The sequence below is a fragment of the Silicimonas lutimaris genome (assembly GCF_047314965.1).
Lineage (GTDB): Bacteria > Pseudomonadota > Alphaproteobacteria > Rhodobacterales > Rhodobacteraceae > JAVJUV01.
Map to the genome: position 1 here is coordinate 1 of NZ_JBLBVK010000052.1, position 21,756 is coordinate 21,756.

21 protein-coding genes and 1 tRNA gene are annotated in these 21,756 nt (G+C 60.7%); 7 read left to right on the forward strand and 15 right to left on the reverse strand.

Going from position 1 to position 21,756, the window contains the following annotated elements:
- The first annotated feature begins 261 nt into the window (after window positions 1–261).
- The 4 genes from ACKLNI_RS13240 (at window position 262) to ACKLNI_RS13255 (ending at window position 4,236) form a co-directional block, all read left to right on the forward strand.
- Window positions 262–693, forward strand: a complete 432-nt coding sequence (locus tag ACKLNI_RS13240; protein WP_413719553.1) for a transferrin-binding protein-like solute binding protein — start codon at window positions 262–264, stop codon at window positions 691–693.
- Between the two features lie 32 nt (window positions 694–725).
- Window positions 726–2,915, forward strand: a complete 2,190-nt coding sequence (locus tag ACKLNI_RS13245) for a hypothetical protein (protein WP_413719554.1) — start codon at window positions 726–728, stop codon at window positions 2,913–2,915.
- Window positions 2,916–3,098: 183 nt separating this feature from the next.
- Window positions 3,099–3,584, forward strand: a complete 486-nt coding sequence (locus ACKLNI_RS13250) for a transferrin-binding protein-like solute binding protein (protein ID WP_413719555.1) — start codon at window positions 3,099–3,101, stop codon at window positions 3,582–3,584.
- A 91-nt stretch (window positions 3,585–3,675) separates the two neighbouring features.
- A complete protein-coding gene (locus ACKLNI_RS13255) occupies window positions 3,676–4,236 on the forward strand; it encodes a hypothetical protein (RefSeq protein WP_413719556.1) in 561 nt (186 codons plus the stop codon).
- Window positions 4,237–4,338: 102 nt separating this feature from the next.
- Here ACKLNI_RS13255 and ACKLNI_RS13260 read toward each other — a convergent pair whose 3' ends face one another.
- The 10 genes from ACKLNI_RS13260 to ACKLNI_RS13305 form a co-directional block, all read right to left on the reverse strand.
- On the reverse strand, window positions 4,339–4,692 hold the full coding sequence (locus ACKLNI_RS13260; protein ID WP_413719557.1) for a hypothetical protein: 354 nt from the start codon (window positions 4,690–4,692) through the stop codon (window positions 4,339–4,341).
- A gap of 242 nt (window positions 4,693–4,934) precedes the next feature.
- Window positions 4,935–5,008, reverse strand: a tRNA-Gly gene (locus ACKLNI_RS13265).
- Window positions 5,009–5,133: 125 nt separating this feature from the next.
- Window positions 5,134–6,567: an FAD-binding oxidoreductase gene (locus tag ACKLNI_RS13270; protein WP_413719558.1), complete on the reverse strand. Its 1,434-nt coding sequence runs from the start codon at window positions 6,565–6,567 to the stop codon at window positions 5,134–5,136.
- Window positions 6,568–6,592: 25 nt separating this feature from the next.
- Entirely contained in the window at window positions 6,593–8,044 is a 1,452-nt protein-coding gene (locus ACKLNI_RS13275) for an NAD-dependent succinate-semialdehyde dehydrogenase (RefSeq protein WP_413719559.1), read from the reverse strand.
- The gene (locus ACKLNI_RS13280) at window positions 8,041–9,033 is read right to left on the reverse strand and encodes an aldose epimerase family protein (RefSeq protein ID WP_413719560.1); all 993 of its coding nucleotides are present in this window, start codon (window positions 9,031–9,033) and stop codon (window positions 8,041–8,043) included. Before ACKLNI_RS13280 ends, ACKLNI_RS13275 begins: the two co-directional genes overlap by 4 nt.
- 38 nt (window positions 9,034–9,071) lie before the next feature.
- Window positions 9,072–10,454: an L-fucose/L-arabinose isomerase family protein gene (locus tag ACKLNI_RS13285; RefSeq protein WP_413719561.1), complete on the reverse strand. Its 1,383-nt coding sequence runs from the start codon at window positions 10,452–10,454 to the stop codon at window positions 9,072–9,074.
- 1 nt (window position 10,455) lies between these two features.
- Window positions 10,456–11,487: a tagatose 1,6-diphosphate aldolase gene (locus ACKLNI_RS13290; RefSeq protein ID WP_413719562.1), complete on the reverse strand. Its 1,032-nt coding sequence runs from the start codon at window positions 11,485–11,487 to the stop codon at window positions 10,456–10,458.
- Window positions 11,478–12,368: a PfkB family carbohydrate kinase gene (locus ACKLNI_RS13295; RefSeq protein ID WP_413719563.1), complete on the reverse strand. Its 891-nt coding sequence runs from the start codon at window positions 12,366–12,368 to the stop codon at window positions 11,478–11,480. Before ACKLNI_RS13295 ends, ACKLNI_RS13290 begins: the two co-directional genes overlap by 10 nt.
- 172 nt (window positions 12,369–12,540) lie before the next feature.
- Window positions 12,541–13,299, reverse strand: a complete 759-nt coding sequence (locus tag ACKLNI_RS13300; RefSeq protein WP_413719564.1) for a DeoR/GlpR family DNA-binding transcription regulator — start codon at window positions 13,297–13,299, stop codon at window positions 12,541–12,543.
- 87 nt (window positions 13,300–13,386) lie between these two features.
- Entirely contained in the window at window positions 13,387–14,703 is a 1,317-nt protein-coding gene (locus ACKLNI_RS13305) for a cytochrome-c peroxidase (protein ID WP_413719565.1), read from the reverse strand.
- On the opposite strand from ACKLNI_RS13305, the gene ACKLNI_RS13310 reads away from it, so the two are divergent.
- Window positions 14,686–15,171: a tetratricopeptide repeat protein gene (locus tag ACKLNI_RS13310; protein ID WP_413719566.1), complete on the forward strand. Its 486-nt coding sequence runs from the start codon at window positions 14,686–14,688 to the stop codon at window positions 15,169–15,171. The two genes, ACKLNI_RS13305 and ACKLNI_RS13310, sit on opposite strands and share 18 nt — an antisense overlap.
- Window positions 15,172–15,251: 80 nt before the next feature.
- Here ACKLNI_RS13310 and ACKLNI_RS13315 read toward each other — a convergent pair whose 3' ends face one another.
- Genes ACKLNI_RS13315 through ACKLNI_RS13325 form a run of 3 tightly spaced genes read right to left on the reverse strand, consistent with a single transcriptional unit; the run spans window position 15,252 to window position 18,489 of the window.
- Window positions 15,252–16,316, reverse strand: coding sequence for a TRAP transporter substrate-binding protein (locus tag ACKLNI_RS13315; RefSeq protein ID WP_413719567.1), 1,065 nt, complete (start codon window positions 16,314–16,316; stop codon window positions 15,252–15,254).
- Window positions 16,317–16,344: 28 nt separating this feature from the next.
- Window positions 16,345–17,859, reverse strand: a complete 1,515-nt coding sequence (locus tag ACKLNI_RS13320) for a TRAP transporter large permease (protein WP_413719568.1) — start codon at window positions 17,857–17,859, stop codon at window positions 16,345–16,347.
- A 6-nt stretch (window positions 17,860–17,865) separates the two neighbouring features.
- Complete coding sequence (locus tag ACKLNI_RS13325) at window positions 17,866–18,489, reverse strand: TRAP transporter small permease (protein ID WP_413719569.1); 624 nt, start codon at window positions 18,487–18,489, stop codon at window positions 17,866–17,868.
- A 327-nt stretch (window positions 18,490–18,816) separates the two neighbouring features.
- Between ACKLNI_RS13325 and ACKLNI_RS13330 the strand changes: the two genes are divergently transcribed.
- Together ACKLNI_RS13330 and ACKLNI_RS13335 are read left to right on the forward strand one after the other, a co-directional pair.
- Window positions 18,817–19,521 (forward strand): GntR family transcriptional regulator, encoded by a 705-nt coding sequence (locus tag ACKLNI_RS13330; protein ID WP_413719570.1) that lies wholly within the window; start codon window positions 18,817–18,819, stop codon window positions 19,519–19,521.
- Window positions 19,522–19,529: 8 nt separating this feature from the next.
- Window positions 19,530–20,624: a Gfo/Idh/MocA family protein gene (locus tag ACKLNI_RS13335; RefSeq protein WP_413719571.1), complete on the forward strand. Its 1,095-nt coding sequence runs from the start codon at window positions 19,530–19,532 to the stop codon at window positions 20,622–20,624.
- Window positions 20,625–20,648: 24 nt separating this feature from the next.
- Here ACKLNI_RS13335 and ACKLNI_RS13340 read toward each other — a convergent pair whose 3' ends face one another.
- Window positions 20,649–20,876: an RND transporter gene (locus tag ACKLNI_RS13340; RefSeq protein WP_413719572.1), complete on the reverse strand. Its 228-nt coding sequence runs from the start codon at window positions 20,874–20,876 to the stop codon at window positions 20,649–20,651.
- Window positions 20,877–20,885: 9 nt separating this feature from the next.
- Window positions 20,886–21,740 carry an alpha/beta fold hydrolase gene (locus ACKLNI_RS13345; RefSeq protein ID WP_413719573.1) on the reverse strand — a complete coding sequence of 285 codons (855 nt, stop codon included), beginning with the start codon at window positions 21,738–21,740 and terminating at the stop codon, window positions 20,886–20,888.
- Window positions 21,741–21,756: the final 16 nt, after the last annotated feature.

Here is a 21,756-nt window from a genome sequence, read left to right on the forward strand (position 1 = left end):
CACATCACCACCAGCCGTCAGCTTCAGCTCAATCTCACGCAGCAGCTTCAAGATGTCTTCGTCTGAATGTCGCTTCCTCGCCATGCCCAATCCCCCTCTCGCGGCCAAAGTAATGGCCCAGTTCTAGGGGGGAAGGACAAAGCCACTGTTCCCACCCTTGGGGCGGCATGCCTCCTCCTGTCGGCATGCGGCGGCGGTGGTGGCGGAACAACCGGTGCGCCGCTGGCTAGCGCTGATCGAGCTTTTCTGGAGTCCTTGGATTTGGCCACGCCAACTGACGCCGGTGCCATGCCCAATAGCGGCACGGCAAGCTATAGCGGCGTCGCGGCTTTCGGCTCTGCCAACGAGATCGATGCCCTTCTCAACTCGCCTGCGATGGTATCCGAAGTCAGTTTCGAGGCAAATTTCGGGACAGGCGAAATCGATGGCACGTTCGACGCCTTCCAAGGCGCTTCCGGTGAATCCATATCCGGCAGCCTGACCCTCTCTCAGGGAACGATCGCAAACGCAGCCATGTCGGCACAAATCGACGGGACCCTGAGCATTCAGGGATCGAGCAACGCAATCTCGGGCATCGCGGTCGGACAATTCACTGGCGCAACCGCAGACGGGATCGGCGGGGCACTGGCAGGCACCCAGACTTCGGCGTCCAACACATCGGACCTGTTCGGGATCTTCGGCGCCACCCGATAGGTGGCCGCTCAAAAAGACAGTGGGGTTATGAAATGACAATTCAACGTGGTGACGACAGGATCTTCCTGTCCAATCTGAGCGGCGAGATCTTCGCCTGGGACCTGCAGGCCAACACGTTCAGCCTGATTGCCGACACCGGTGTAGGACTGACGGACATCGCAGTAGCGCCCGACGGGAGGCTCTACGGAATCAGCTTTACCGGTCTCTATGAAATCCTCCTCGATAGCGGCACAGCGCACTATATCGGGGCGCTTCGCAGCGATACCGATCTCTACTTCGCCGTGAACACACTGACCGGCGCAAACGGGTTCGACATCTCTCCCGACGGCGTGGGGCGCATCTCCAGCTACAACAATAGCATCGTCGTCACGGTTGATCTCGACACGGGCGAAGTTGCGAACACTTCGGGCCCGGTGTTGGGCCAGGTTGCCACGTCATCGGGCGATATCTGGTACACATCCGACAACGAATATGCAGTCACAACAACAAATTACACTATGGTCTTCGCGCAGCCTTCCTTGTCGGGTCAGCGTGATATTCAGGTCTCCAGCCAGTTCATCTCCGGCAACAATGTCTATGGTCTTGTCGGTGCGCCTGTCAGCGCTGGTGGAATTGTCGAGGGAACTCTTCTCGGGTTTGTCGGCAACACGGTCTATGACCTGAGCCCCGGGAATTTCACGCTTGGTCCCGGATTGGCCAGCCTGCCTGAGATCGGCACCGTTTCCGGTGCCACCGCCCTGCGGGACGGACAGGGAAGTACGCCCCCGCCGCCCCCGCCGCCGGAACCGGAATCGAACGAAATCGCATTCACGCCGGCCGTCGCCGCGCGTCTGGCAAAGGCCGCCTATCTCCTCGACGACGAAGGCAATGGCCAATCGATGGAAAGCTCGCGTGACAACCTGATCAGCCCAGGCTCGGCCGAAGCACTTCAGGAACTCTTGGACATGGGTCTCGAACTGGTCGGCTCCGACCTGCTGCCAGTAAACGATTCCGGCGGGGACGACGGACTCTATCTGAATGAAAATGCAGCCGCCCTTCTGATGAAGGACGACAGTTCGCTGTTCATCGCGTTTCGCGGGACGAACTCGCCGTTCTCCGTTGAAGACGGCGCTCCGAACCTGCTCGAAGTTGGAGCCGGCGTTCTTGCCGACAGCCTTCAATTGGCATCGTCGGCGTACCGTTTCGATCTCCCCAAGGCTCAGATTCTGACGTTGCTCGGAAATGGCCTCGACTTTCTGTCCGACAACGACCTCGGACCAGATCAGCAGCACTGGATTCCACGCGAACTGCATTGGAACCTGTTTCAGGAGCTGACAGAAGGCATTCGGACAGCGCTCCAGGAACAGCCCTGGATCGACAAGGTCTATGTCACCGGCCACAGCCTTGGCGGCGCGATGGTCAATTACTTCATGAAAGAGTTCCAGGACGGCAGCTTCGACGGCAATCAGGTGTCGTTCCAGGCAATCTCTTTCGCGTCTCCCGGCACGAACCTCGATCTTTTCGATGGCGACGACCCTCGAACGGTCAATTTCATGACCGATGGAGATGCACTCTCCTATCCGGAGGCCTTCCTCGACGCACCCGGGCAGGAAAAGCGGATCTTCTTCGATGTCGACAACGGTATCGGTCAGTTCCTGGAACTCACAAGCGCCACCAAGGCGCACGACATGGGTGTTTATCTTGGGGCCCTTAAGCTCGCGGAAGAGATGGGACTGAGTTCGGTCATCGAGAACTCTCCCTTCTTCGAAGCGAACAGCCTTTACGTCGAACTCGCCGAGTATGGTGGTGCCTACTCGGCCGTTAACGAGCCGCTTCAGATCGGGAACCTGCTCGGCACAGATACCATTGGACGGTTTCCCTTTGCCGTTCTCGGCGGGAGCGCACCGGATCTGATCGATCTTTCCGACATGGGAGGTTCGATCATAGCCGGGCTCGCCGGGAACGATATCTTGACCGGCTCCTTGGTTGGCAGCGACATATTCGTCTTTGGTCCGAGCAGCGGCACAGACAGCGTCACAAACTTCGATCCGGGGCTGGATTGGATCGATCTGTCACCGTTCCTGCAGGAAGGCACCGACGCCGTCGTTCAGACCCGTGCGCTTACCTCCGGCATCCAGCTTCTGGTCAACGACGAACCGGTCGCGGTGTTCAGCGCGAACCTGACTGACGAGGACATCATCTCTCGCATTGTGACGGACGCGGATTTCTTCGCCCTCGTCTGAACCGACATACGGTGCCGTCCCGGCATCCGTTGCGAAAAGAGGCACAGTTTTCAATTCAACCTGAAAGGAAAGAAAGGTTTAAAGATGAGATACTTGGGTGGAATATCACTTCTTGCGATACTACTGTCTGGCTGCGGCGGAGGTTCCGGAGGAGGAACCGTCCCGATCGCGAATGCGCCAATCTTGTCCGAACAGCAAATCATCGACACGGGATACGCGCTTATCGATCAATTCGCCTCCGAGGCTCCGACAGCCACGATGCCAGCAAGCGGCATTGTAACCTACCAGGGAGTCGGGGCCGCGAGCCCAAGCGGAAGCACGCCGTCCGAAATCATCGCCACCGCCACTTCCGTTTATCAGGTCACGGCACAGGTGGATTTCGCAAACTCCACGATGACCGGCCAAGCGTACAACTTCCAGTCGACAACGCCTGGGTACGACATATCCGGATCGCTTGGCGCAACCGGCACCGTCTCGGGCTCTTCCTTCAGCGGGACGTACTCGGGAAGCATGACCGAACAAGGCATTCCGGTCACGTACAGCGGAACAATTGCCGGTGACTTCGTTGGCGGGGACGCTGCTGCCATGATCGGAACCGGTAGCGGAACGGCCACGGCTCAAGGGATCGGGACGATCGGTTTCAACAGCTACTGGGGCGCGGCCAGATAAATGACTTTCCCCGCAAAATCGTGACAGAGAACGGCCGGAGGACCCGGCCGTTCATTTCGCATCAATACGCACAAAAACAAGGAAAGCAGAAATGAAACGCGCATTTCCAACCACAGTCATCGCGCTGACGGTGTTGTCCGCCTGCGGCGGAGGCGGCAGTGGCTTGCCGGTCTCAGGAGGCCCGGGCGGAACCGGTAAGTTCCAGGAATACAGCCAACTCCTCACCGACTTCTATCTTGCGTCCTCGGGCGGCTACACATCGCCGTCCAGCCTGCCGAGCTCAGCCAGCTATTCGGGCGTCGCCGCCATTGGCCAGGGAACACTTAACCCTGATGCCTATTTCGGCGACATCTCCATGCAGGTCGCATTCTCCGGAGGATCAGTCAGCGGTACCATCGACAATTTCACAAAGATTCCGTTCGGCCAGGTCACGGAAACGCCCGTCGCTGGCAGTTTCTCGATGTCGGGCTCATCGACAGGGAACAACAGCCTGCTCTCGCCGGCCATTACTGGGTTCGCCTCAGGCAGTCTGGAGGGTGTCTCCGATCTCATGTCGTTCGAAGGATCTTTTGCAGGGCCAAACGGCCGGAACGGTCAATTGCAATTTATTGGCAGCTCCTGGATCGGCTTCGGATATGTCGAGGCGAACTAAACATTCGCATTCTCGTACAAAGCGGAATGTCGCATGAGACGAGAAGGCGCCGGGCCAAACAGCCCGACAGGCGGGCTTGATCCGGCGCATCTCGAAGAGCGACTACGAAGGCCTTTTCGCAGGGCCGGAAAAGGCCACTTTTATATTGGCCGCGCGCTTCCGCGGACGCGCATAGTGCTCCGACCAGACGATGTGAAAGGCTCTCCGCCAGTCCGCAACAAACTCCGGTTCAACCAGGTCATCGATCAGGCGAAGAAGTGCGGCGCGATAGGGTTTCGGCAGGACATCGTGGTTTGCCCAACCGACCACGGTATCGGTGTTCATAACCTTGGTCATGTGGCGCACCGACACCTCATCAGCAAAAGCTTCATAGCTCCATCCACCAGCGGTGATGAAGTAGCGCATCAGGGCGGACGGTCCGTAGGCGTCCAACCGCTCCGGCGGCGGTATCGGCACAGAGCCTGCCTCCGACCGAACTTGTCTGCTTACTCCACCCATCATTCATACCTGCAAAGATGTTCCTTGGAGCAAAGCTACCACCCAGAGCACCTCCACTGGTCTCATATTTTCTGTGATCCGGCCCCTTCAAACCCGGACGCGTTGAAAACCGAAGAGCACGGTTGCCACGCAGCCACCGATGCAACCCGCCAAGCAGGGAACGACAGTTCCGGCTGTCTTTTTTTTAGGAGTGGTTCTTTTGGAGCGGGCGACGGGAATCGAACCCGTATCTCTTGCTTGGAAGGCAAGGGTCTTACCATTACACAACGCCCGCTCGACAGCAGGTGGGATATTTCAAGGGGTTCTGGACGTCAAGCTTGAACCTCGGTTTCTAGATGGAACGTAAGCGCAGTTCGATCTGACATTGGCCCCGGAAAACTCATTCGCGCGTTGGCGGTCTCATTCCGCGACGATTGCGCCTGGATTCATGATGTTGTGAGGGTCCAGCGCCGCCTTGATCTGCCGGATGGCCTGCAACTTCGCCTTGCTGGCATAAAAAGCGAGGTCGCCCGTTTTCAGACGTCCGATCCCGTGCTCGGCGCTGATCGAGCCGTTGCACTGAACGGTGACGTCATCGATCGCGTGGCGCACGGCATCGATGATCCCCGGGTTCGCCGCGATAAAGTCGGGCTTCGCCACCCCTTCGGGCGGAAAGACATTATGGTGAATGTTCCCGTCGCCGATATGCCCGTAGCTGTTCGTTCGAAGACCCGGATGAACGGTCTTCACCGCCGCATGTGTTGCGGCCACGAAATCGCCGATCCGGCTGATTGGCACCGCCGTATCGCTGTTGCAGATCGCACCGGACAGCCGGTTGGCCTCTGGCGTGTTCTCGCGCAGGTCCCAAAGTTTCGCCCGCTGCGCCTCCGACGCCGCGACGACCGCATCGCCGATCAGCCCGGCTTCCATGCAATCCGCCAAGGCAGTCTCGACACGCTCCCGCATCCCCTCCAGGCCAGAGGCTTCCGCAAGCAGGTACCAGTCGTCCGGCTCAGCCAGGGGGTTCTTCAAGTCCGGAAAATGTGCGTTCACCAGCCCAAGCCCGAAATCCGACATAAGCTCAAGGCCGGAGAGGCTTTCGCCAAGGCTCTTTCGCAGGGCCTCGAACACGCGCAGGGCCTGCGCCGGCGATGACAGCGCGCAAAAAGCGGTCACCGTTTCGGGGTCCATCGGCTTCAGAACGATCGTCGCGGCGGTGATGATCCCCAGCGTGCCTTCGCTTCCGATCAGAAGATGGCGCAGGTCGTATCCGGTGTTGTTCTTTCGAAGCGGGTTCAGCTCACTCAGCACATCGCCTGAAGGCAGGACGGCTTCTATTCCCAGGCACAAATCCCTGGCATTCCCGTAGCGTACGACCTGAATGCCGCCGGCATTCGTGGCAAGGTTGCCCCCAATCGTGCAACTGCCCTTGGAGGCCATGCTCAGCGGAAACATCAGCCCATGCTCGGACGCCGCCGCATGTATGTTCTCAAGGATGCAGCCGGCCTCCACGACCATCGCGAAGTCCTGGGCATTCACCTCGCGGATCCTGTTCAGCCGTTCGACTGAAAGAATGATCGCGTTCCCGTCCTCCGGTGACAGCTGCCCGGCGACCACGCCGGTGCCTCCACCATAGGGGATGAGACCGGTGCGGCTTTCGTAGCAAAGCCTCACGATCCGGGACACCTCCTCGGTCGATCCGGGCAGCAGGACAAGGCGCGCCTGCCCCTTGAAGCGGCCGCGAGGATCCTCGAAGTAGCGCTCCGCATCGCCTGCTTCGCGCCAGCCACCGTCTCCCACGATAGCCTTCAGCCGGTCCAGAACCGCTGCCTCAGGTGGAGAAAAATCCGCCATACCCCTGCCCGCCCCCAACGGCCGATCAGCCAAGACCAGCGACGGCCATGTACTTGGTCTCAAGATAGTCATCGAGCCCCTGGCTGCCGCCTTCCTTCCCGATCCCGCTTTCCTTCACACCTCCGAACGGCGCCTCGACCGTGGTGATCAGACCCGCGTTGATCCCGATCATGCCGTAGTGCAGCCCTTCGTTCAGACGGAAGACCCGCGCTAGATCATTGGTATAGGCATAGGAGGCAAGCCCGTACTCCGTGGCGTTTGCCGCCGCGATCGCCTCCTCTTCGGTCTCGAACTTGAAGACTGCGGACAGCGGCCCGAAAATCTCGTCCGTCGCGAAACTCATCTCCGACGTCGCACCGGTCAGCACCGTCGGCTGGAAGTAGGTCCCGCCGTTGCCGTGCCGCTGCCCCCCGGTGACCACGCTGGCCCCTTTCCCGATCGCATCCGCGATCATCGCCTCCACCTTCTCGACGGCGTTCATGTCGATCATCGGCCCCTGCTGAACGCCATCCTGCGCGCCGTTGCCGACGACCAGTGCCTCGGTCGCTTCCGCCAATCGCTTCACGAAGGCGTCGTGAATACCCGACTGGACATAGAAACGGTTGGTACAGACACAGGTCTGGCCCATGTTGCGATACTTGGCGACCATCGCCCCCGCGACGGCCGCGTCGAGATCGGCATCATCGAAGACGATGAAGGGAGCGTTGCCCCCTAGTTCCATCGAGACCTTTTTGACGGTATCGGCGGACTGCCGGATCAGCGCCTTGCCGACCTCAGTGGAGCCGGTGAAGGTCACCTTGCGCACATCCGGGCTGGCCATGATGGCCCCGCCTATGGCGCGCGCAGAACCGGTCAGGATGTTCACCACTCCATCGGGGAACCCGACATCCTGGCACAGCTTGCCCCAGACCAGTCCCGAATAGGGCGTGGCGGTCGCGGGTTTGGCCACCACGGTGCAACCCGCGGCCAGGGCCGGGGCCAGTTTCCGCGCCAGCATCGACGAGGGGAAGTTCCAAGGCGTGATCGCTCCGACGACTCCGACCGGATGGCGCGTCACCAACAGGCGGCGGTCCGCTGTCGGCGACGGAACGATCTCGCCTTTGGCACGGCGGATTTCTTCGGCGAACCATCGCACATAGGCCGCGCCGATGGCGATCTCGCCACGTGCTTCGAACAGGGGCTTCCCCTGCTCGGCGGTCAGAAGCTGGGCCAGCGCCTCTTGGTTCTGGAGAAGCGCGTCATGCAGCTTGTGCAACAACCCGACCCTGTAGTTCAGATCGGTCCGCGACCAGTTCTTGAACGCCGCGGACGCCGCGGCGATCGCCCGGTCCGTTTCGGCCGCACCACAGTCCGGCACATGCCCGATGATCTCACCCGTCGCCGGATTGTTGACAGGGATGGCCTTGCCACTGTCAGCGCCGACCCAGTCGCCGCCGATCAGGTTCGTCTCAAGCATCAAGCCGCCAAAGTCGCTCATTTGGTTTCCTTCGAGAAGATGTACTGGGTGTGTTGTTGATAGACCTCTCCAGGTCGCAGGACAGCCTGGGGGAAGTCGTCATGGTGGTTGGCGTCGGGCCACACCTGAGGTTCCAGGGCAATGCCCGCATGCGCCCTCAAGGTCTGACCGGAAAGCCCCGGAAGGTCGACGTTGATCTTGGCCCCGTCATAGACCTGAAGCCCCGGTTCGGTCGTACGCAACTCCATCGCGACCCCACTCGCCGGGCTTGCCAGCCGGGCAACCGGGCGCAACGGCCCGCGCTCGCGGGACAGGCAGAAATTGTGATCCACCGGATGCGCCCGTCTGACGGGAGCTGGGTTTCGGAAGTCGAACCCCGTGCCGGCCACGGAGCGGACCTCACCGGTCGGGATAAGCTCTGCATTAACCGGCAAATAGCTCTCTGCATCGACAGTCAGGAGATGGTCCGAAACCGTATCTCCGCCGAGATTGAAATAGCTGTGATGCGCGATATTGCAGAGGGTAGGAGCATCGGTTTCGGCTTCGATCCGAATGTCCAGTATCCCGTCCGGCAACAGCGAGAACGTGACACACGTGGTCAGTTCACCGGGAAAACCCATATCGCCGGCAGCCTGCGTGATCGTCAGCGTCACGCAATCGTCACCGACCTTGTCGAACCGCCAAATCCGCTTGCCCATCCCGGCCGCTCCACCATGAAGCAAGTGTTTGCCCAGGAAATTGCGGTCAAGCTGATAGCTCCGCCCGTCCAACTCCAGGTGACCATCACGAATGCGGTTGGCACAGCGTCCTGCGGTCGCCCCGAAATAGGGCGAGTGCGTGAGATACGGCGCAAATGTATCGAACCCCAGAACCAACGGCGCGTCATGGCCGTCGATGCGCAGATCCTGAATGACGGCCCCATAACTCAGGACGTTGGCCGTCAGCCCGCCGCCACGAAGGATCACACGCTCTACGGTGGTGCCATCCGGCATTTGCCCAAACTGGCTCATTCACCCCCCGGCATGCGACTGGTCGTTTTCCGCATTGTTCACAACTCCAAAAGAGGCAGGCCCATGGCACCGGCCACGCCGCGAAGGGCGTCCCGGTGATCGCCGTACGCCAACGCCATATGATGCTCCAGCCCGCTGGCGATGATGTCATTCAGCACTGCACCGGCATCCCGGTCAAAACGTACGACGCCCGACGTACCCGTAAAGGCCATGGAGCGGCGCAGCATCTCGCCGAAGCCCAGAACCATGTGCGGCCGGCCATGGGCCTGGCTGATCCGCAGGAAGGTGACCGGCCCGGGTTTCAGCGTGAACTGGTACAAGAGAGGCTGCTTGCGATTTGTGTGGATTGTCGCCTCAGCCGGCCCCTCCGGATCGCGCATCGACAGCGGCGCCTGCCCGCAGTGCCAGACCACGCCGGTATTGTCTTCCGCATCCATATCCACAAGGTCGGTCAGAAACACCGGCGCCTGCGCCGCCTGCATCAGGATAAGCTGCGTCAGCGCGCCATAGACATCCGCCTCGCAGGCACAGGGCACCCGCCCCTCGCCCATCATCGCGGCCGGGCCGCACACCGCGCCACCGTATTCGGTGAATGTCTCGGGCCAGCATCGAATGGCAAAGGCATCATAGCCCCGCGATGCCCGGAGATCGTCCAGCCCCGCCTTGAGACGCAGGGAGCGGTCCAATTCGTCCTGGTCGACGTCATCCAGCGCGGTGATCTGCTGGGCAACCTCGGCCCGCAGGGCGCGCGCAGTTTCCGCGGGAGCGGCGCGTGCGGCGGAAAAAAGGCCCTCAAGTTCAAGTTCGTCGACCTCGACACCCGACAGCGCCTTCAATGCCCCGGCGTCATACGCGCAGGTATCGAACCCGGCCGGATGTTCGCCGATACGGGCGATACGCTTGCCGCGCAGGCTCTCGGCAATGGCCAATCCCTCTGGCGTAGGCCCAGGCACGGCTTGCGGCTCCAGGCGCCCCGCCGGACGCTTTCCCGCAAGAAGATCGGCAAGATCGCCCGCAACACCTGTCGACGGGGCGGCATAGAGCCAACCAAAATCCCGTCCGTTCAATCCCAGCGCATGGGAGGCAAGGTTGAGTCCACAGAACGAATTCAGCCGCAACCGCCCGCCAATCCGCGGTTCGGGGATCGCCCAGATCGATAGTGGCTGCGAGAATTCCTTCCCGATCGCCACGGCCATCGAGGCATCGGTGAAAGTCACCTGGAGGATCAGGACATGTTCGGCTCCCGCCGCCTTGACGGCCTCAACACCCTCGCGCGTCGCCGTCTCGTCGAAAAGCAGGGACCGCGACCCAACGATGTCGTGGCCCGTGGCGTCCAGCGCCGCCAGCATGGCGGCGAGGTTCTCCTCGGCAAAGGCAACATCGAACGTTGCCCGACCAAGAGGCAGAATGCCGATCTTCATATCACTCTCCGAAATCGGAGTAGGCGTGCCGGAATCCTGCATCCTTCGGTTGGAAAGAGGCGCCGTCCGCGCCGAAACAGGGGTGCGACGCCCAGTCCGCAGCACTTTCGTCAGCCAGAGTACAGATATCGTTCATGTAGTCCACGGCTTCACCTTCCAGTCCCGCACGAATTCGGCCCCAATCGGGATAGGCCTGGAACGCATCGAGCCAGATCGCCCGTCCTGCAAGAAAGCCCGACGCACCCGCCTTGAATGCGTGTTCCAACACCCGTCGAAACTCCGGCTTTCCTGCTCCGGCGGACAACATGACCCATGGTCGTCCCGCCAGACGCCCCATCTCGTCGAACACCGCCTGAACCTCGGCAGAGCCGTCCGCATCCGATGCGTTCACCGGGCTTTCCAGCTTGAAGACGTCGACACCGTAGTCAGGCTTGGCGAACTCCTCGACCGAGCCCAGCACGTCGTCGGCCTTCTTGCCCTTCATTTCGACGTAGTCCTTGGTCTGATGGGCATCTTTCGCCAGCGGATAGACCAGCAACTCGAACAGGAACGGAATGTCGTAGCGGGCGCACGCCTCCCCGATACGCTTCACATAGTCCTGCTGTGCCCGGTTCACATCCGCCTCCGCATCCGGGCGATACCAGGCAAGAACCTTCACTGCGTCAGCGCCCATCCGCTTGATCTTCGCCACCGACCAGTCGTCGATATCCGAAGACAGGCGCCCCCCCGGCGCTTCCGTGAAAAGCGAATCCTCCAGCGTCACGATCAGACCCTTCGCGGGCGAAAGCACGTCGATCGCGTGCGGAACCGCATAGTGCGGATCCAGAAGTATCGCGGTCGAGTGCCCCTGCAAGGTCTCGACCAACAGCCGCTTGAACTCTGCCACCTGATCCCAGGGAGCCTGCTCGACCCCCAGATACTTCGCGATCGGACCCTTGATCGGCGGCCTCTGATCGACGGCCGTCATCTTGAAAATGCCCCGGGCATCGGCCATCCGCCGCAGCCCCCACAATTTGCCGGGCGTCAGTTGCATGTGACAGCCTCCTTCATGAAAGTCTCGACTTCTTCTCGGATCGGGCTTCCGGCCCGTCCCCCCTGCCGCGTGCATTTCAGCGCCGCGACCGCATTCGCAAACCGGATTGCCGCTATCTCATCCGCGCCCTCGGCCAGTCTCAGGGCAAAGGCACCATGCCAGACATCGCCGGCGCCAAGAGTATCGACCACGTCCACGGAATATGCCGGCACGAACCCCGCGTCGCCTGCGCTGCACCACGCCACGCCCTCGGCTCCCATCGTCACGCAAACCCAGCCCCCGTGATCCTGTACCACGCGCTCGATTGCCACCTCCGGGGCCAGGTCTGGATAGAAATGCGCAAGACCCTGCTCCGAAAAGGCAAGATGGCTTGCCGGACCGAAAGCATCGATCTCTGCCGGCGCCTCGACATCCAGAATGCCGGGCACACCCCGTGCGCGCGCCAGTTCCATTGCCGCAAGCGCACCTTCCGACCAGCGCGTATCGGCAAGAACCGCATCCACCTCAGGAGCATCGGCAAGATGCCTGGGCGTCTGGATCAGCCGGTCTCCGCGATAATTCATGATCTGCCGCTCGCCGGCGCGGTCGATGAGGATCGAAGAATAGGAAGACTTCATCCCTGACATGTCCGAAAGCGCAAGATCGACGCCTTCTTTCTCCAGGTCTTCCCGGATCATCTGCCCGATCCTGTCCCCGCCAAGGCGCGTCGAAAGTAACGCCGTGCCACCCAGCCTGGCCAGTGCCACTGCCGCATTGGCAGCGCACCCTCCGCCGACAACAGCGGCATCAAGGGCGCGATGCTTCATACCCCCCGACGGAAAGGCGTCCACGTAAAACACAAAGTCCATGACGGCCACGCCGACAACAAGGACCTGGCTCATGTCCACTCCACCGCTTTGTCGTGATTGAATTCGGAACGCATCCTGCGGCCTTCGCACTGTCCCACGTCGCGGCATTGAACGTCAGACGCGATGTTTTTCCAAGGGCCCGCATCAGAGCAGGGGGATCGTTTTTCGATATTTCTTACAAACGAATTTCAAGCGAACGAAGCCCTCAGGCCTCGACCACCCGCACCCTCGCAGCCTGGCACATCTGGCGCAGAACTTCAGAACACCGCGTATCGGTAACCAGCACGTCGATGTCCTCGAGATTGCCGATCACCACCGGAGCCATCTTCTGGAACTTGCTGCTATCCGCGCACAGGACGACGTTGCGCGCATGAGCCATCATGGCCCGCGCCACGGCGACCTGCGCCATGTCATAGTCCAGAAGCGCGCCATCCCGCGCAATGGCCGCCGTTCCCAGAATTGCGAAATCGGGACGGAACTGAGCAAGGAACTCGATGGCCGCATCCCCGATAATCGCCCCGTCGGACGGACGCACCCGCCCTCCCGTGATCATCACCTCCAATCCCGGAAACCCTTTGATATCATCACTTATTTTCACGGAATCCGTCACCACTCGAAGCCCCGAATGCCCGGCAAGCGATCGCGCGACGGCGCCGGTCGTTGTTCCGGAGTTGATCATCACGAGAACGTCGTCGGGGATCATATTCGCGCAAGCGGCACCGATCCGCTCTTTCTGATCCTGCGCAATGGCCTGCCGGGCTTCAAGCGGCGTGTATTCGGTGCCCGCCAAAAGCGATGCGCCGCCGTGAAAGCGAACCACCTTGTTCATCCGCGCCAGATCCGTCAGGTCGCGGCGAATGGTCTGCGGCGTCATCTCAAGGTCCGACGCAATCGACTCGACGCTTGCACGCCCCTTTCTTGAAAGAATTTCCATGATCGCCTCTCGGCGCTTGGCGGCGTTCATTTCCCCTGCTCCCTTTTCACTTTTCATCAAAAACGAAAAAGAGCACGCAGGCAAACATCTCCACCACCGCACAGCGAAAAAGGTGGATCAGTCCACCGGCAAACCCGATGGTACTCGCTCTGGCCGCCCCATAGGCCTCGTCAGCGCTGAGACTCCGGTCAGGCTCTTCAGAAAGGCGACAATCTCCCCAATCTCGCCGTCGGAGAGAGAGACCGGTACGATATCAAGCGCCCGCCGGTGCCGTTCGCTTTCACGAACATCCGCGCGGACGATGAAATCGGTCTGCGCCAGCCAGGTCGCCTTCGGCAAACGCGCATTATCGGTGGTCCAAGCGTCAAGCTCTCCGAGCGGGTTCAGATGATGGCGCACGATGCCTTCCAACGTCGGATATGCCCCGTTGTGGCCATAGGGAGCTGTCAGTTCGACATTGCGCAGCATCGGCGTGCGGAACCGGTAGGCATCCTCCAACCGATCGCTTTCGCCCATCCGCCCGACATCGCGGGGCTGCGGATCGAACCGACGGGTTTTCCCCGGCCCAAACGCCGGAAGGGCAAGCGCGTGAAATTTCTGGTCGGAGAGAAGCGGACCAGAGTGGCAGGACGCGCAATTCGCATTGCCGTAAAACAGTTCCATCCCTGCCAGCGCCTCCGGCGAAAGCGCATCCGACTGGCCTTCGAGATAACGATCAAATGGACTGTCGTGGTTTCGCCATTCAGTCCCGATGAAGGCAGCCAGCGCATTGGCGATCTCGACAATGGTCACCTGGTCTGACCGTTCGATGTGGTCGAAGGCAGAGACGAACATCTCCCCATATTCCGGGATGATCCGAACGCGCTTCGCCAGAATCGGCCACCCCTTGTCGATCCGGTCGTTCACGGCGCCGGTGACTTCGTTCTCCTCCGGATCGCCGGCCATCTCGAACCGTGCGGTCAAAGGGAAAACGGCCTGAGCGGCGAGGATGGTCTCCAGGCCTTCGGGAAGCCACTCTTCCGCAGGCGAGTTGAAGCCGTTCCCGTACAGATCCGAGGTCTCAAGCCGCCCGTCATGAAACAGCACTCGGATGTCGCGCGCGCCAAGGTTCCAGAGCGCCGATGCATTGCGCGGAATGCGCTTCCGGATCCGGTCATCCGGCCCCTCGGTTATGCGTTTTGGCCCAAGCCCCTCGCCGCCTTCACCAATCCCCAGGCTAAGGCCATCCGAGCCGCCGAAATCGTGGTGGTGACACGTGCCGCAAGAGATATTCCTGTTTCCCGACAGTATCTTGTCGTAGAAAAGAAGCTGACCGATCCGGGCCTTGTCCGGGTCGAACGCGATGAAATCGCTGTCCTCCAGCGGGCGCGGCAGATCGGCCGCGGCAGCAGGAAGGCCAAGGCAGAGAGCGATGATATGAAAAAAGCGAGTCACGGTTTTATTTTGTCGATCCTGCTGACGCTCGCAAGTCCGGCTGTGGCGGAGATCGAAGAAGCCCGCGACCTGATGGAGGCCGGGAAATTCGTCGAGGCGCGCGAGGCGCTCCTGCCCGCAGCTCGGTCCGGCAACGCCGATGCCGAAGAACTGATCGGGGTCATGTATGCATTGGGTCTCGGCGTCGAGCGGGACCCTGAAAGGGCTTTCGAGTGGTATCTGAGATCATCCATGAAAGGCCATCCGGGTGCTCAGTCTGGTCTCGGTTGGTATTATGAACTCGGTCTCGGCATGCCAGCGCCCGATCTGGTGCGAGCCTACCTCTGGTACGGACTCTCATCGATCGGTGGAGATCCGGACGCAGTTGATTCTCTTGAAGAAATTCAGAAACGCATGACGGCGGAAGAAATCTCCAGAGCACAGGTCCTGATCGACGACTACAAACCCTGGATGTACCCGTTCCGCTAAGCGACCCACGCGCGTAAATCAGCCGAACCGTGAAGAAGGGGCGCCCCGAAAGGCGCCCCCGTTTTCATCAGAGAAACCGATCAGTTCATGTCCGCGGCGCGCTGCGCGGCGATCTCGGCCTCGACCTCCGCGACCGAAGCGTTCAGCGCATCGAAGATCCGCTCGCCGCCATCTACGTTCACCTTGAACCAGTCATAGACCGGCGCAGCGGCATCCTTGAAGGCGGCCTTCTCGTCCGGGGTCGGCACGTAAAGGTCACCGCCGCCGGCCTGGAAGTCCTGGTAGGCCTGGATCGACTTGCGCTTCGGCGAGGCGAAGGTGGCCTGCTGCAGCGCATAGAAACCATCGATCACGACCGCCTTCATATCGTCGGACATGGACGAGAACTTCTCGTTGTTCATGAACCAGAGCGCGCCCATGTAGGCGTGACCGTCCAGCGTCAGGTACTGAAGACCCGCTTCGGGGAACTTCATGCCCATGATGTCGGTGATGCCGTTCTTGGAGCCTTCGACCACACCGGTCTGCAGCGAGGTGAACAGTTCCGGCCACGGAATCGGCGTCGGCGCGGCGCCAAGCGCCTTGACCAGTTCCTGCGGCAGGTCGGCGACCACGGTGCGGATCTTCAGACCAGCCAGATCACCTGGTGCAGCAACGCGGCCCTTGGTGTTGGCAAAGTTGCGCCAGCCGCCGGTGTTGCCGACGGTCATCAGCCGGATGGCTCCGCCGGAGTTCTCGAGCGTCATTTCCTTCATGGCCTGCATGAAGGGAGTGTCGTTCGCCATCACGCCTTCGGCAACGCGGTCGCTCGCCATCAGGTACGGAAGGTCAAGCACCTGCACGAAGGGGAAGATCCCCGATGCGCCACCCGAGGTGGAGATGTAGATGTCGATGTTGCCGTCGGCCACGCCCTGAAGACACTCCGCACCATTCGAGCAAAGCTGGGTTCCGATGAACATCTCGACCGCGATCGCGCCGTTGGACGCTTGCTCGACATAGTTCTTGAAGACAACAAGGCCGTCATAGTCCTCGTCGTTCTCGTTGGAGTTGGCGGTTGCGCGGATCGTGATCTCCTGCGCCTGGGCGGCAAAAGCCGACCCTGCCAGCATCGTCGCCACCATGAGCGACTTGGTTAGTCCTTTCAGCATGTATCTCTCCCTATTCGGTTGCTGATGGTCATTGGACGAAGCCCGTTAGTCTTGGGATCGTCATCGAAATGGCCGGGATATAAGTGATCAGGAAGATCACCAGGATCTCCACGGCAAGAAACGGCAGAATTGCCTTGGCGATGGTTTCGACCCGTTCGCCCGACACCGAGGACGCAACGAAAAGGACAAGACCCATAGGCGGTGTCGCAAGACCGACGGTCAGGTTCACCGACATGATAATGGCGAAATGGACAGGATGAATGCCCATCTCGACGAAGATCGGACCAAGGATCGGCCCGAGAATGATGATCGCCGGCCCTGCATCAAGGAACATGCCGACGATGAACAGCAGCACGTTGATGAGGAACAGCAGGATGTAAGGGTTCTCGCTGAGGCCCAGAATGTAATCCGCGAGGATCTGCGGCGCATAGGAAAGCGAGACCACCGTCTTGAACGCCATCGCAGCACCAACAAGCAGAAGTACGACGGCAGATGTCATCGCCGAACGGCTGAGGACATTGGGCAGATCAGAGACCTTCATGGTCTTCAGCACGAAGAACGCCACGATCACCGCATAGAAGACGGCAACCGCCGCCGCCTCTGTCGGAGTGAAGACGCCAAGCAAAATCCCCCCGAGGATCAGGATCGGCGTTTGCAACGGGACGACGGCACGCTTGGTGACCATGCGAAAGTCATAATCGACCCGCGGGCGCAGGCCCATCAACAGGAAATGTGCAGCCGCGACGCTTACGGCAAAAGTTGCCCACACCATCACGCCGGAGGCTTCATCACCTGATGCGAAACCGGTGGAAGCACGGAACAGTGCGAAGATCAGCCAACCAAGGTTCAGCCTCAGCAGGACAAAACTCACCCAGTATTCCCGGGGGCTCAGAACAATGTTCTTCCTCACGATCCGCTCGGCCTTGGGCAGATCATAGCGATTGGCCATGAGCTTGACGACAAGCATCAGTCCGATGCCGACCATCACACCAGGTACAATGCCTGCAAGGAAGAGCGCTGCGACCGACTCACCCATGACATAGGCGTAGATGATCATGATCCCTGAAGGCGGGATGATCGGCCCGATCACCGATGACGCCGCAGTCACCGCAGCAGCGAAACGGCGGGTATAGCCCTGCTTTTCCATCGCCGGGATCAGCATCGAACCAAGCGCCGAAGTATCGGCCACGGCCGACCCTGAGAGACCGGCGAAAAGCATGGACGACAGGATGTTCACATGTGCGAGGCCACCCCTGAGATGCCCCATGAGCGCCTGGCTGAATTCGACAAGGCGCTCCGTGATGCCGCCCTTGTTCATCATCTCGCCCGCAAGCATGAAGAACGGGATCGCCATCAGAGGAAAGCTGTCCATCCCGTTGTAAACGTTGCGGTAAAGTAGCGTGAGCTGTTTTGTCGGATCGGCCGCCCCGGCATTCAGATCCGAGAGATAGAGAAGAATTCCCGGCGCGGCGAGCAGGCCAAAGAAGACGGGCAGACCAAGGAACAGGAAGACGAGGAAGACGGGAAGAAACCAGATCAGCATGTTCGATTACTCCGCCATGATTTCTTCTTCAGGCGCGTGAAGCGCCTTCACCTCGCCGCCCTGCATGGTGATGAGGGTGCGAAGAATGAGCTCGATATTGACGATCAGCAGGAACAGGACGCCAATGAAGAAGGACAGCATCATCCAAGAGCGCGGTACGCGGCACCAGATGGACTGACCGACCTGCTTGGCCCCGAGCGCGTCGCAGAAGCCGGAACCGCCCCCCGGGACGAAAAGCGACGAGGTGGCGAACTTGCCTGAGAAGCCCGTGACCTCGTTCCAGCCAATACTCACGGCCATCGCAAGCACGCCGCCGGAGATGATCAGAAGAACAAGCGAGACGATGGCACCGATGTTCTTCGGCATGGCCTCGACCGCCATATCGATGGCGACGAACCCGCCCCGGCGATAGGCCATCGGCGCCATCAGCCCCGTCATCCAGAGCATCATGAACCGGGCCGCCTCATCCGGCCAGGGGAGAGCGTTGTTCAGAACATAGCGGAAGAATACCTGCACGAGAATCGCCAGAACCATCAGCGCGATCGCGACGATGGAAACCCACCGACCGATCTGCAGGATCGTGTCGTTCCACAACTGGAACGGCCTCAACAGCCCTTGCAACAATACCATTGCGCTTCTCCTCCCTGGTGGTCCGTTTTATTTTTTTTTGGACCCTTGTTCAGCCGATCATACGTCAGATTTCTTCTAAGCCTGCCTCCAAATTTTCATTTTCGAAAGAAACCGCACGCGCTTGCTCACCAGGAGCCCGGACATCGTCGTCGAAGAGCAAAATCCAAGAGAAAACACACCCACGAGATGGCCACGCTCTGCGGGACACCAATCCGCTGACGTGACTGTATCAAGGGTCATGCGAATCTTCACTGCGGCGACGAATTGAGACTTGCGTAACACTCGATGTAGTGTAAATCAATAGTGTATCATTTTTCGGGTGCCCGAATGAACACCGACGGAGCGGACCTTCCGATATTCATGCAGACAGCCGAAATGCTGATCCGCGAAATATCGTCCGGACGGTTGCTCGACGGCGAGAAACTTCCTCCCGAACGCGACATGGCTTCCGACCTCGGCATTGCAGTCGGCACCCTCAGGAAAGCACTCGATGAACTTGTCGCGAAGGGTCTCCTGGAACGGGTGCAGGGATCGGGGAACTACGTCCGTCACAATCCCGACGTGGCCGGCGTCTACGCGTTCTTCAGGCTCGAGTTGCTCGATGGCGGAGGGTTGCCGACCGCAAAGGTCCTCAGCGCCGAGAGGCGGAAAAAGCCCGAAGACCTTCCCGCCTTCGGACAGTCCAGCGAGGGTCACCGCATACGGCGGGTTCGGCTGATCTCGGGCCTCCCTTCCGCGATGGAGGAGATCTGGCTCGACGGTAAATGGGCCAGCAAGATCAGCACCGACGACCTGTCGGACTCGCTCTACTATTACTACCAGAAATCTCTGGGCCTCCTGATCAGCCGCGTCGAAGACTCGGTCGGCATCGGCACTCTGCCGGACTGGAGCGTTCCCGAAATTGGCCTCAAGCCCGGCGATACGGTCGGCTTCGTCGAACGGCGAAGCCTCACCGCCGACGGCGAGGTCGTCGAATATTCCCGGACATGGTTCAACCCGGACCGCGTCCGCTACGTTGCCCGCTTCAAATAGGGATCAGAATGAAAAGCACGGTAAACTACGGTGTTATTGGCTGTGGCATGATGGGTCAGGAGCATCTGCGAAACATCGCGTTGCTGGGCGATGCCCGCGTTACGGCGATTTTCGAACCGGACGCGCAGATGCGCGCCCTGTCACATGAAATCGTCCCCGAAGCACGGATGTGCGAAACGGTTGAGGAGCTTCTCGCACAGCCCGATCTGGACTGCCTTTTGGTGGCATCGCCGAACTTCCTCCATGTCGAACAATTCGAGACGATTGCCCGGCTCCGACCCCTCCCCTTGCTGATCGAAAAGCCTCTCTTCACCAACCCGGCAGACGCCGGACGGATTGCAGAGCTTGAGCAGACGTATCCCGCTCCGGTCTGGGTGGCGATGGAATACCGCTACATGCCGCCGATCAGTGCATTCCTCGAAAAGGCCCACGAAGCAACCGGCGGGATCACCATGCTCACAATTCGCGAGCACCGGTACCCCTTCCTGTCCAAAGTTGGCAACTGGAACCGGTTCAACAGGTATTCCGGTGGAACTCTGGTGGAGAAATGCTGCCATTTCTTCGACCTGATGCGACTGATCATGGGGTCGGAACCGGTTCGGGTCATGGCCTCGGGCGGCCAGGACGTGAACCACCGCGACGAGACCTACGACGGCGAAGCCTCGGATATCTGGGACGGTGCATTCGTGATCGTCGATTTCGCGAATGGCAGCCGCGCCATGCTGGAGTTGTGCATGTACGCCGAAGGCTCCGAGTTCCAGGAAGAAATCACGGCCGTCGGACCTAAGGGAAAGATCGAGGTCAAGGTTCCGGGCCCGACGCGGTTCTGGAAAGACCCGGAAAAGGCATCGCCGGTGCCCAGGATCATCGTCTCGCCTCGCGATCCCGTGGGCCCCCGGGAAATCGAAATCCCGGTCGATCCGACGTTGCTGGCTGTCGGAGACCATAACGGCTCCACCTTCTACCAGCACCGCCTATTCGCCGAGGTGGTCCGTGGAAACGGATCGCCGGAGGTGACCATTTCGGACGGAGCCCGCGCTGTGAAGATGGCCATGGCGGCCCAGAAATCCGCCGAGACGGGAGTGTCTGTGAAATTCGAATGACGGCGGGCCGCGTGCCCGGCCCGGTCAGCGCCTCTGCACCTTCGCCGACTCGCGGAACGCCTTCAGCACAAAAAGCACGAAGGGCGCGCCGTGCATGCCAAGATCGAACCAGTCGATGGCGCGCACCAACTCGCCATCGAACAGCATCTTCAGCTTTTCCCAGACATGCGGTTCCGGCATGAATGGGGCCAGCCCCAGCGTGGCACAGGCCAGAAGCAGGAGCGTCCAGGAAATCTTGTCGAGCCAGCTCATATCCAGGACCTAGCCTCGCGAGAGGAACCCGCGCAAGACCTCGCATGTCTCGTGCGGATACTGGTCGACAAAGAAATGTCCCCCGGGCATCTCACGCGCGTCCATCGCGTCGAGCCGTTCGGCCCAGATCGCCGGCACGTCGTAAAGCCGCCCCATCACCCCGTCCCGCCCCCAAAGCACAAGGGTCGGACAGTGCACCCTCTGCTCCAGGTCGGCGGCGTCATGCGCGAAATCCACGTCCAGCGCCGCCCGGTAGTCATTGGTCGACGCGGCGATCATCGCCGGGTTGCGCCAGGCCGCGCGATAAGCCTCGAGCGCCCTGAAGTCGTCGAGCGTGGCGCTCCCCAGCCCCAGGAGTGTCGCCTCGTAGAAAAAATCCGGATCCGCCCCGATCATGCGTTCCGGAATCGGCGCCGGCAGACCCAGGTAGGTCCAGTGCGGATAGGCCCGCGCGATCGGCAGGGACCAGTTCGACAACAGGTAATGAGTCGGCACGATATCCATCAGGACCAGCCGCTCCACCGCCTCCGGCGCATCGAGCGTCAGGCGGTGCGCCACGCGCGCGCCGCGGTCATGACCGACCAGTTGAAAGGACGAAAACCCAAGCGCAGCCATCAGACGTCGCTGGTCGGCCGCCATTTCCCGGAATGAATAATTGGACAGGTCCGGCAAGGCCTCGGGCTTGGACGAGGCGCCATAACCGCGCAGATCGGCCGTCACCACCGTGAAGCGGTCGGCCAGCGCCGGCGCAACCTCGCCCCACATGGCCCGGTTCTGGGGAAACCCGTGCAGCAAGAGCACGGGCGGCCCTTCTCCCGTGACCTCGTAGGATATGGTTATCCCGTCGCTCTCGAACTCCGCCATGACAAACCCTCCCGCC

Bases quoted from the DNA above. Each gene is read 5' to 3' on its own strand.
- ACKLNI_RS13245 (WP_413719554.1), top strand. From the start codon at position 726: ATGACAATTCAACGTGGTGACGACAGGATCTTCCTGTCCAATCTGAGC.
- ACKLNI_RS13255 (WP_413719556.1), top strand. From the start codon at position 3,676: ATGAAACGCGCATTTCCAACCACAGTCATCGCGCTGACGGTGTTGTCC.
- ACKLNI_RS13270 (WP_413719558.1), bottom strand. From the start codon at position 6,567: ATGGCGGATTTTTCTCCACCTGAGGCAGCGGTTCTGGACCGGCTGAAG.
- ACKLNI_RS13275 (WP_413719559.1), bottom strand. From the start codon at position 8,044: ATGAGCGACTTTGGCGGCTTGATGCTTGAGACGAACCTGATCGGCGGC.
- ACKLNI_RS13280 (WP_413719560.1), bottom strand. From the start codon at position 9,033: ATGAGCCAGTTTGGGCAAATGCCGGATGGCACCACCGTAGAGCGTGTG.
- ACKLNI_RS13285 (WP_413719561.1), bottom strand. From the start codon at position 10,454: ATGAAGATCGGCATTCTGCCTCTTGGTCGGGCAACGTTCGATGTTGCC.
- ACKLNI_RS13290 (WP_413719562.1), bottom strand. From the start codon at position 11,487: ATGCAACTGACGCCCGGCAAATTGTGGGGGCTGCGGCGGATGGCCGAT.
- ACKLNI_RS13295 (WP_413719563.1), bottom strand. From the start codon at position 12,368: ATGAGCCAGGTCCTTGTTGTCGGCGTGGCCGTCATGGACTTTGTGTTT.
- ACKLNI_RS13300 (WP_413719564.1), bottom strand. From the start codon at position 13,299: ATGAACGCCGCCAAGCGCCGAGAGGCGATCATGGAAATTCTTTCAAGA.
- ACKLNI_RS13310 (WP_413719566.1), top strand. From the start codon at position 14,686: ATGAAAAAAGCGAGTCACGGTTTTATTTTGTCGATCCTGCTGACGCTC.
- ACKLNI_RS13315 (WP_413719567.1), bottom strand. From the start codon at position 16,316: ATGCTGAAAGGACTAACCAAGTCGCTCATGGTGGCGACGATGCTGGCA.
- ACKLNI_RS13320 (WP_413719568.1), bottom strand. From the start codon at position 17,859: ATGCTGATCTGGTTTCTTCCCGTCTTCCTCGTCTTCCTGTTCCTTGGT.
- ACKLNI_RS13325 (WP_413719569.1), bottom strand. From the start codon at position 18,489: ATGGTATTGTTGCAAGGGCTGTTGAGGCCGTTCCAGTTGTGGAACGAC.
- ACKLNI_RS13330 (WP_413719570.1), top strand. From the start codon at position 18,817: ATGAACACCGACGGAGCGGACCTTCCGATATTCATGCAGACAGCCGAA.
- ACKLNI_RS13335 (WP_413719571.1), top strand. From the start codon at position 19,530: ATGAAAAGCACGGTAAACTACGGTGTTATTGGCTGTGGCATGATGGGT.
- ACKLNI_RS13340 (WP_413719572.1), bottom strand. From the start codon at position 20,876: ATGAGCTGGCTCGACAAGATTTCCTGGACGCTCCTGCTTCTGGCCTGT.
- ACKLNI_RS13345 (WP_413719573.1), bottom strand. From the start codon at position 21,740: ATGGCGGAGTTCGAGAGCGACGGGATAACCATATCCTACGAGGTCACG.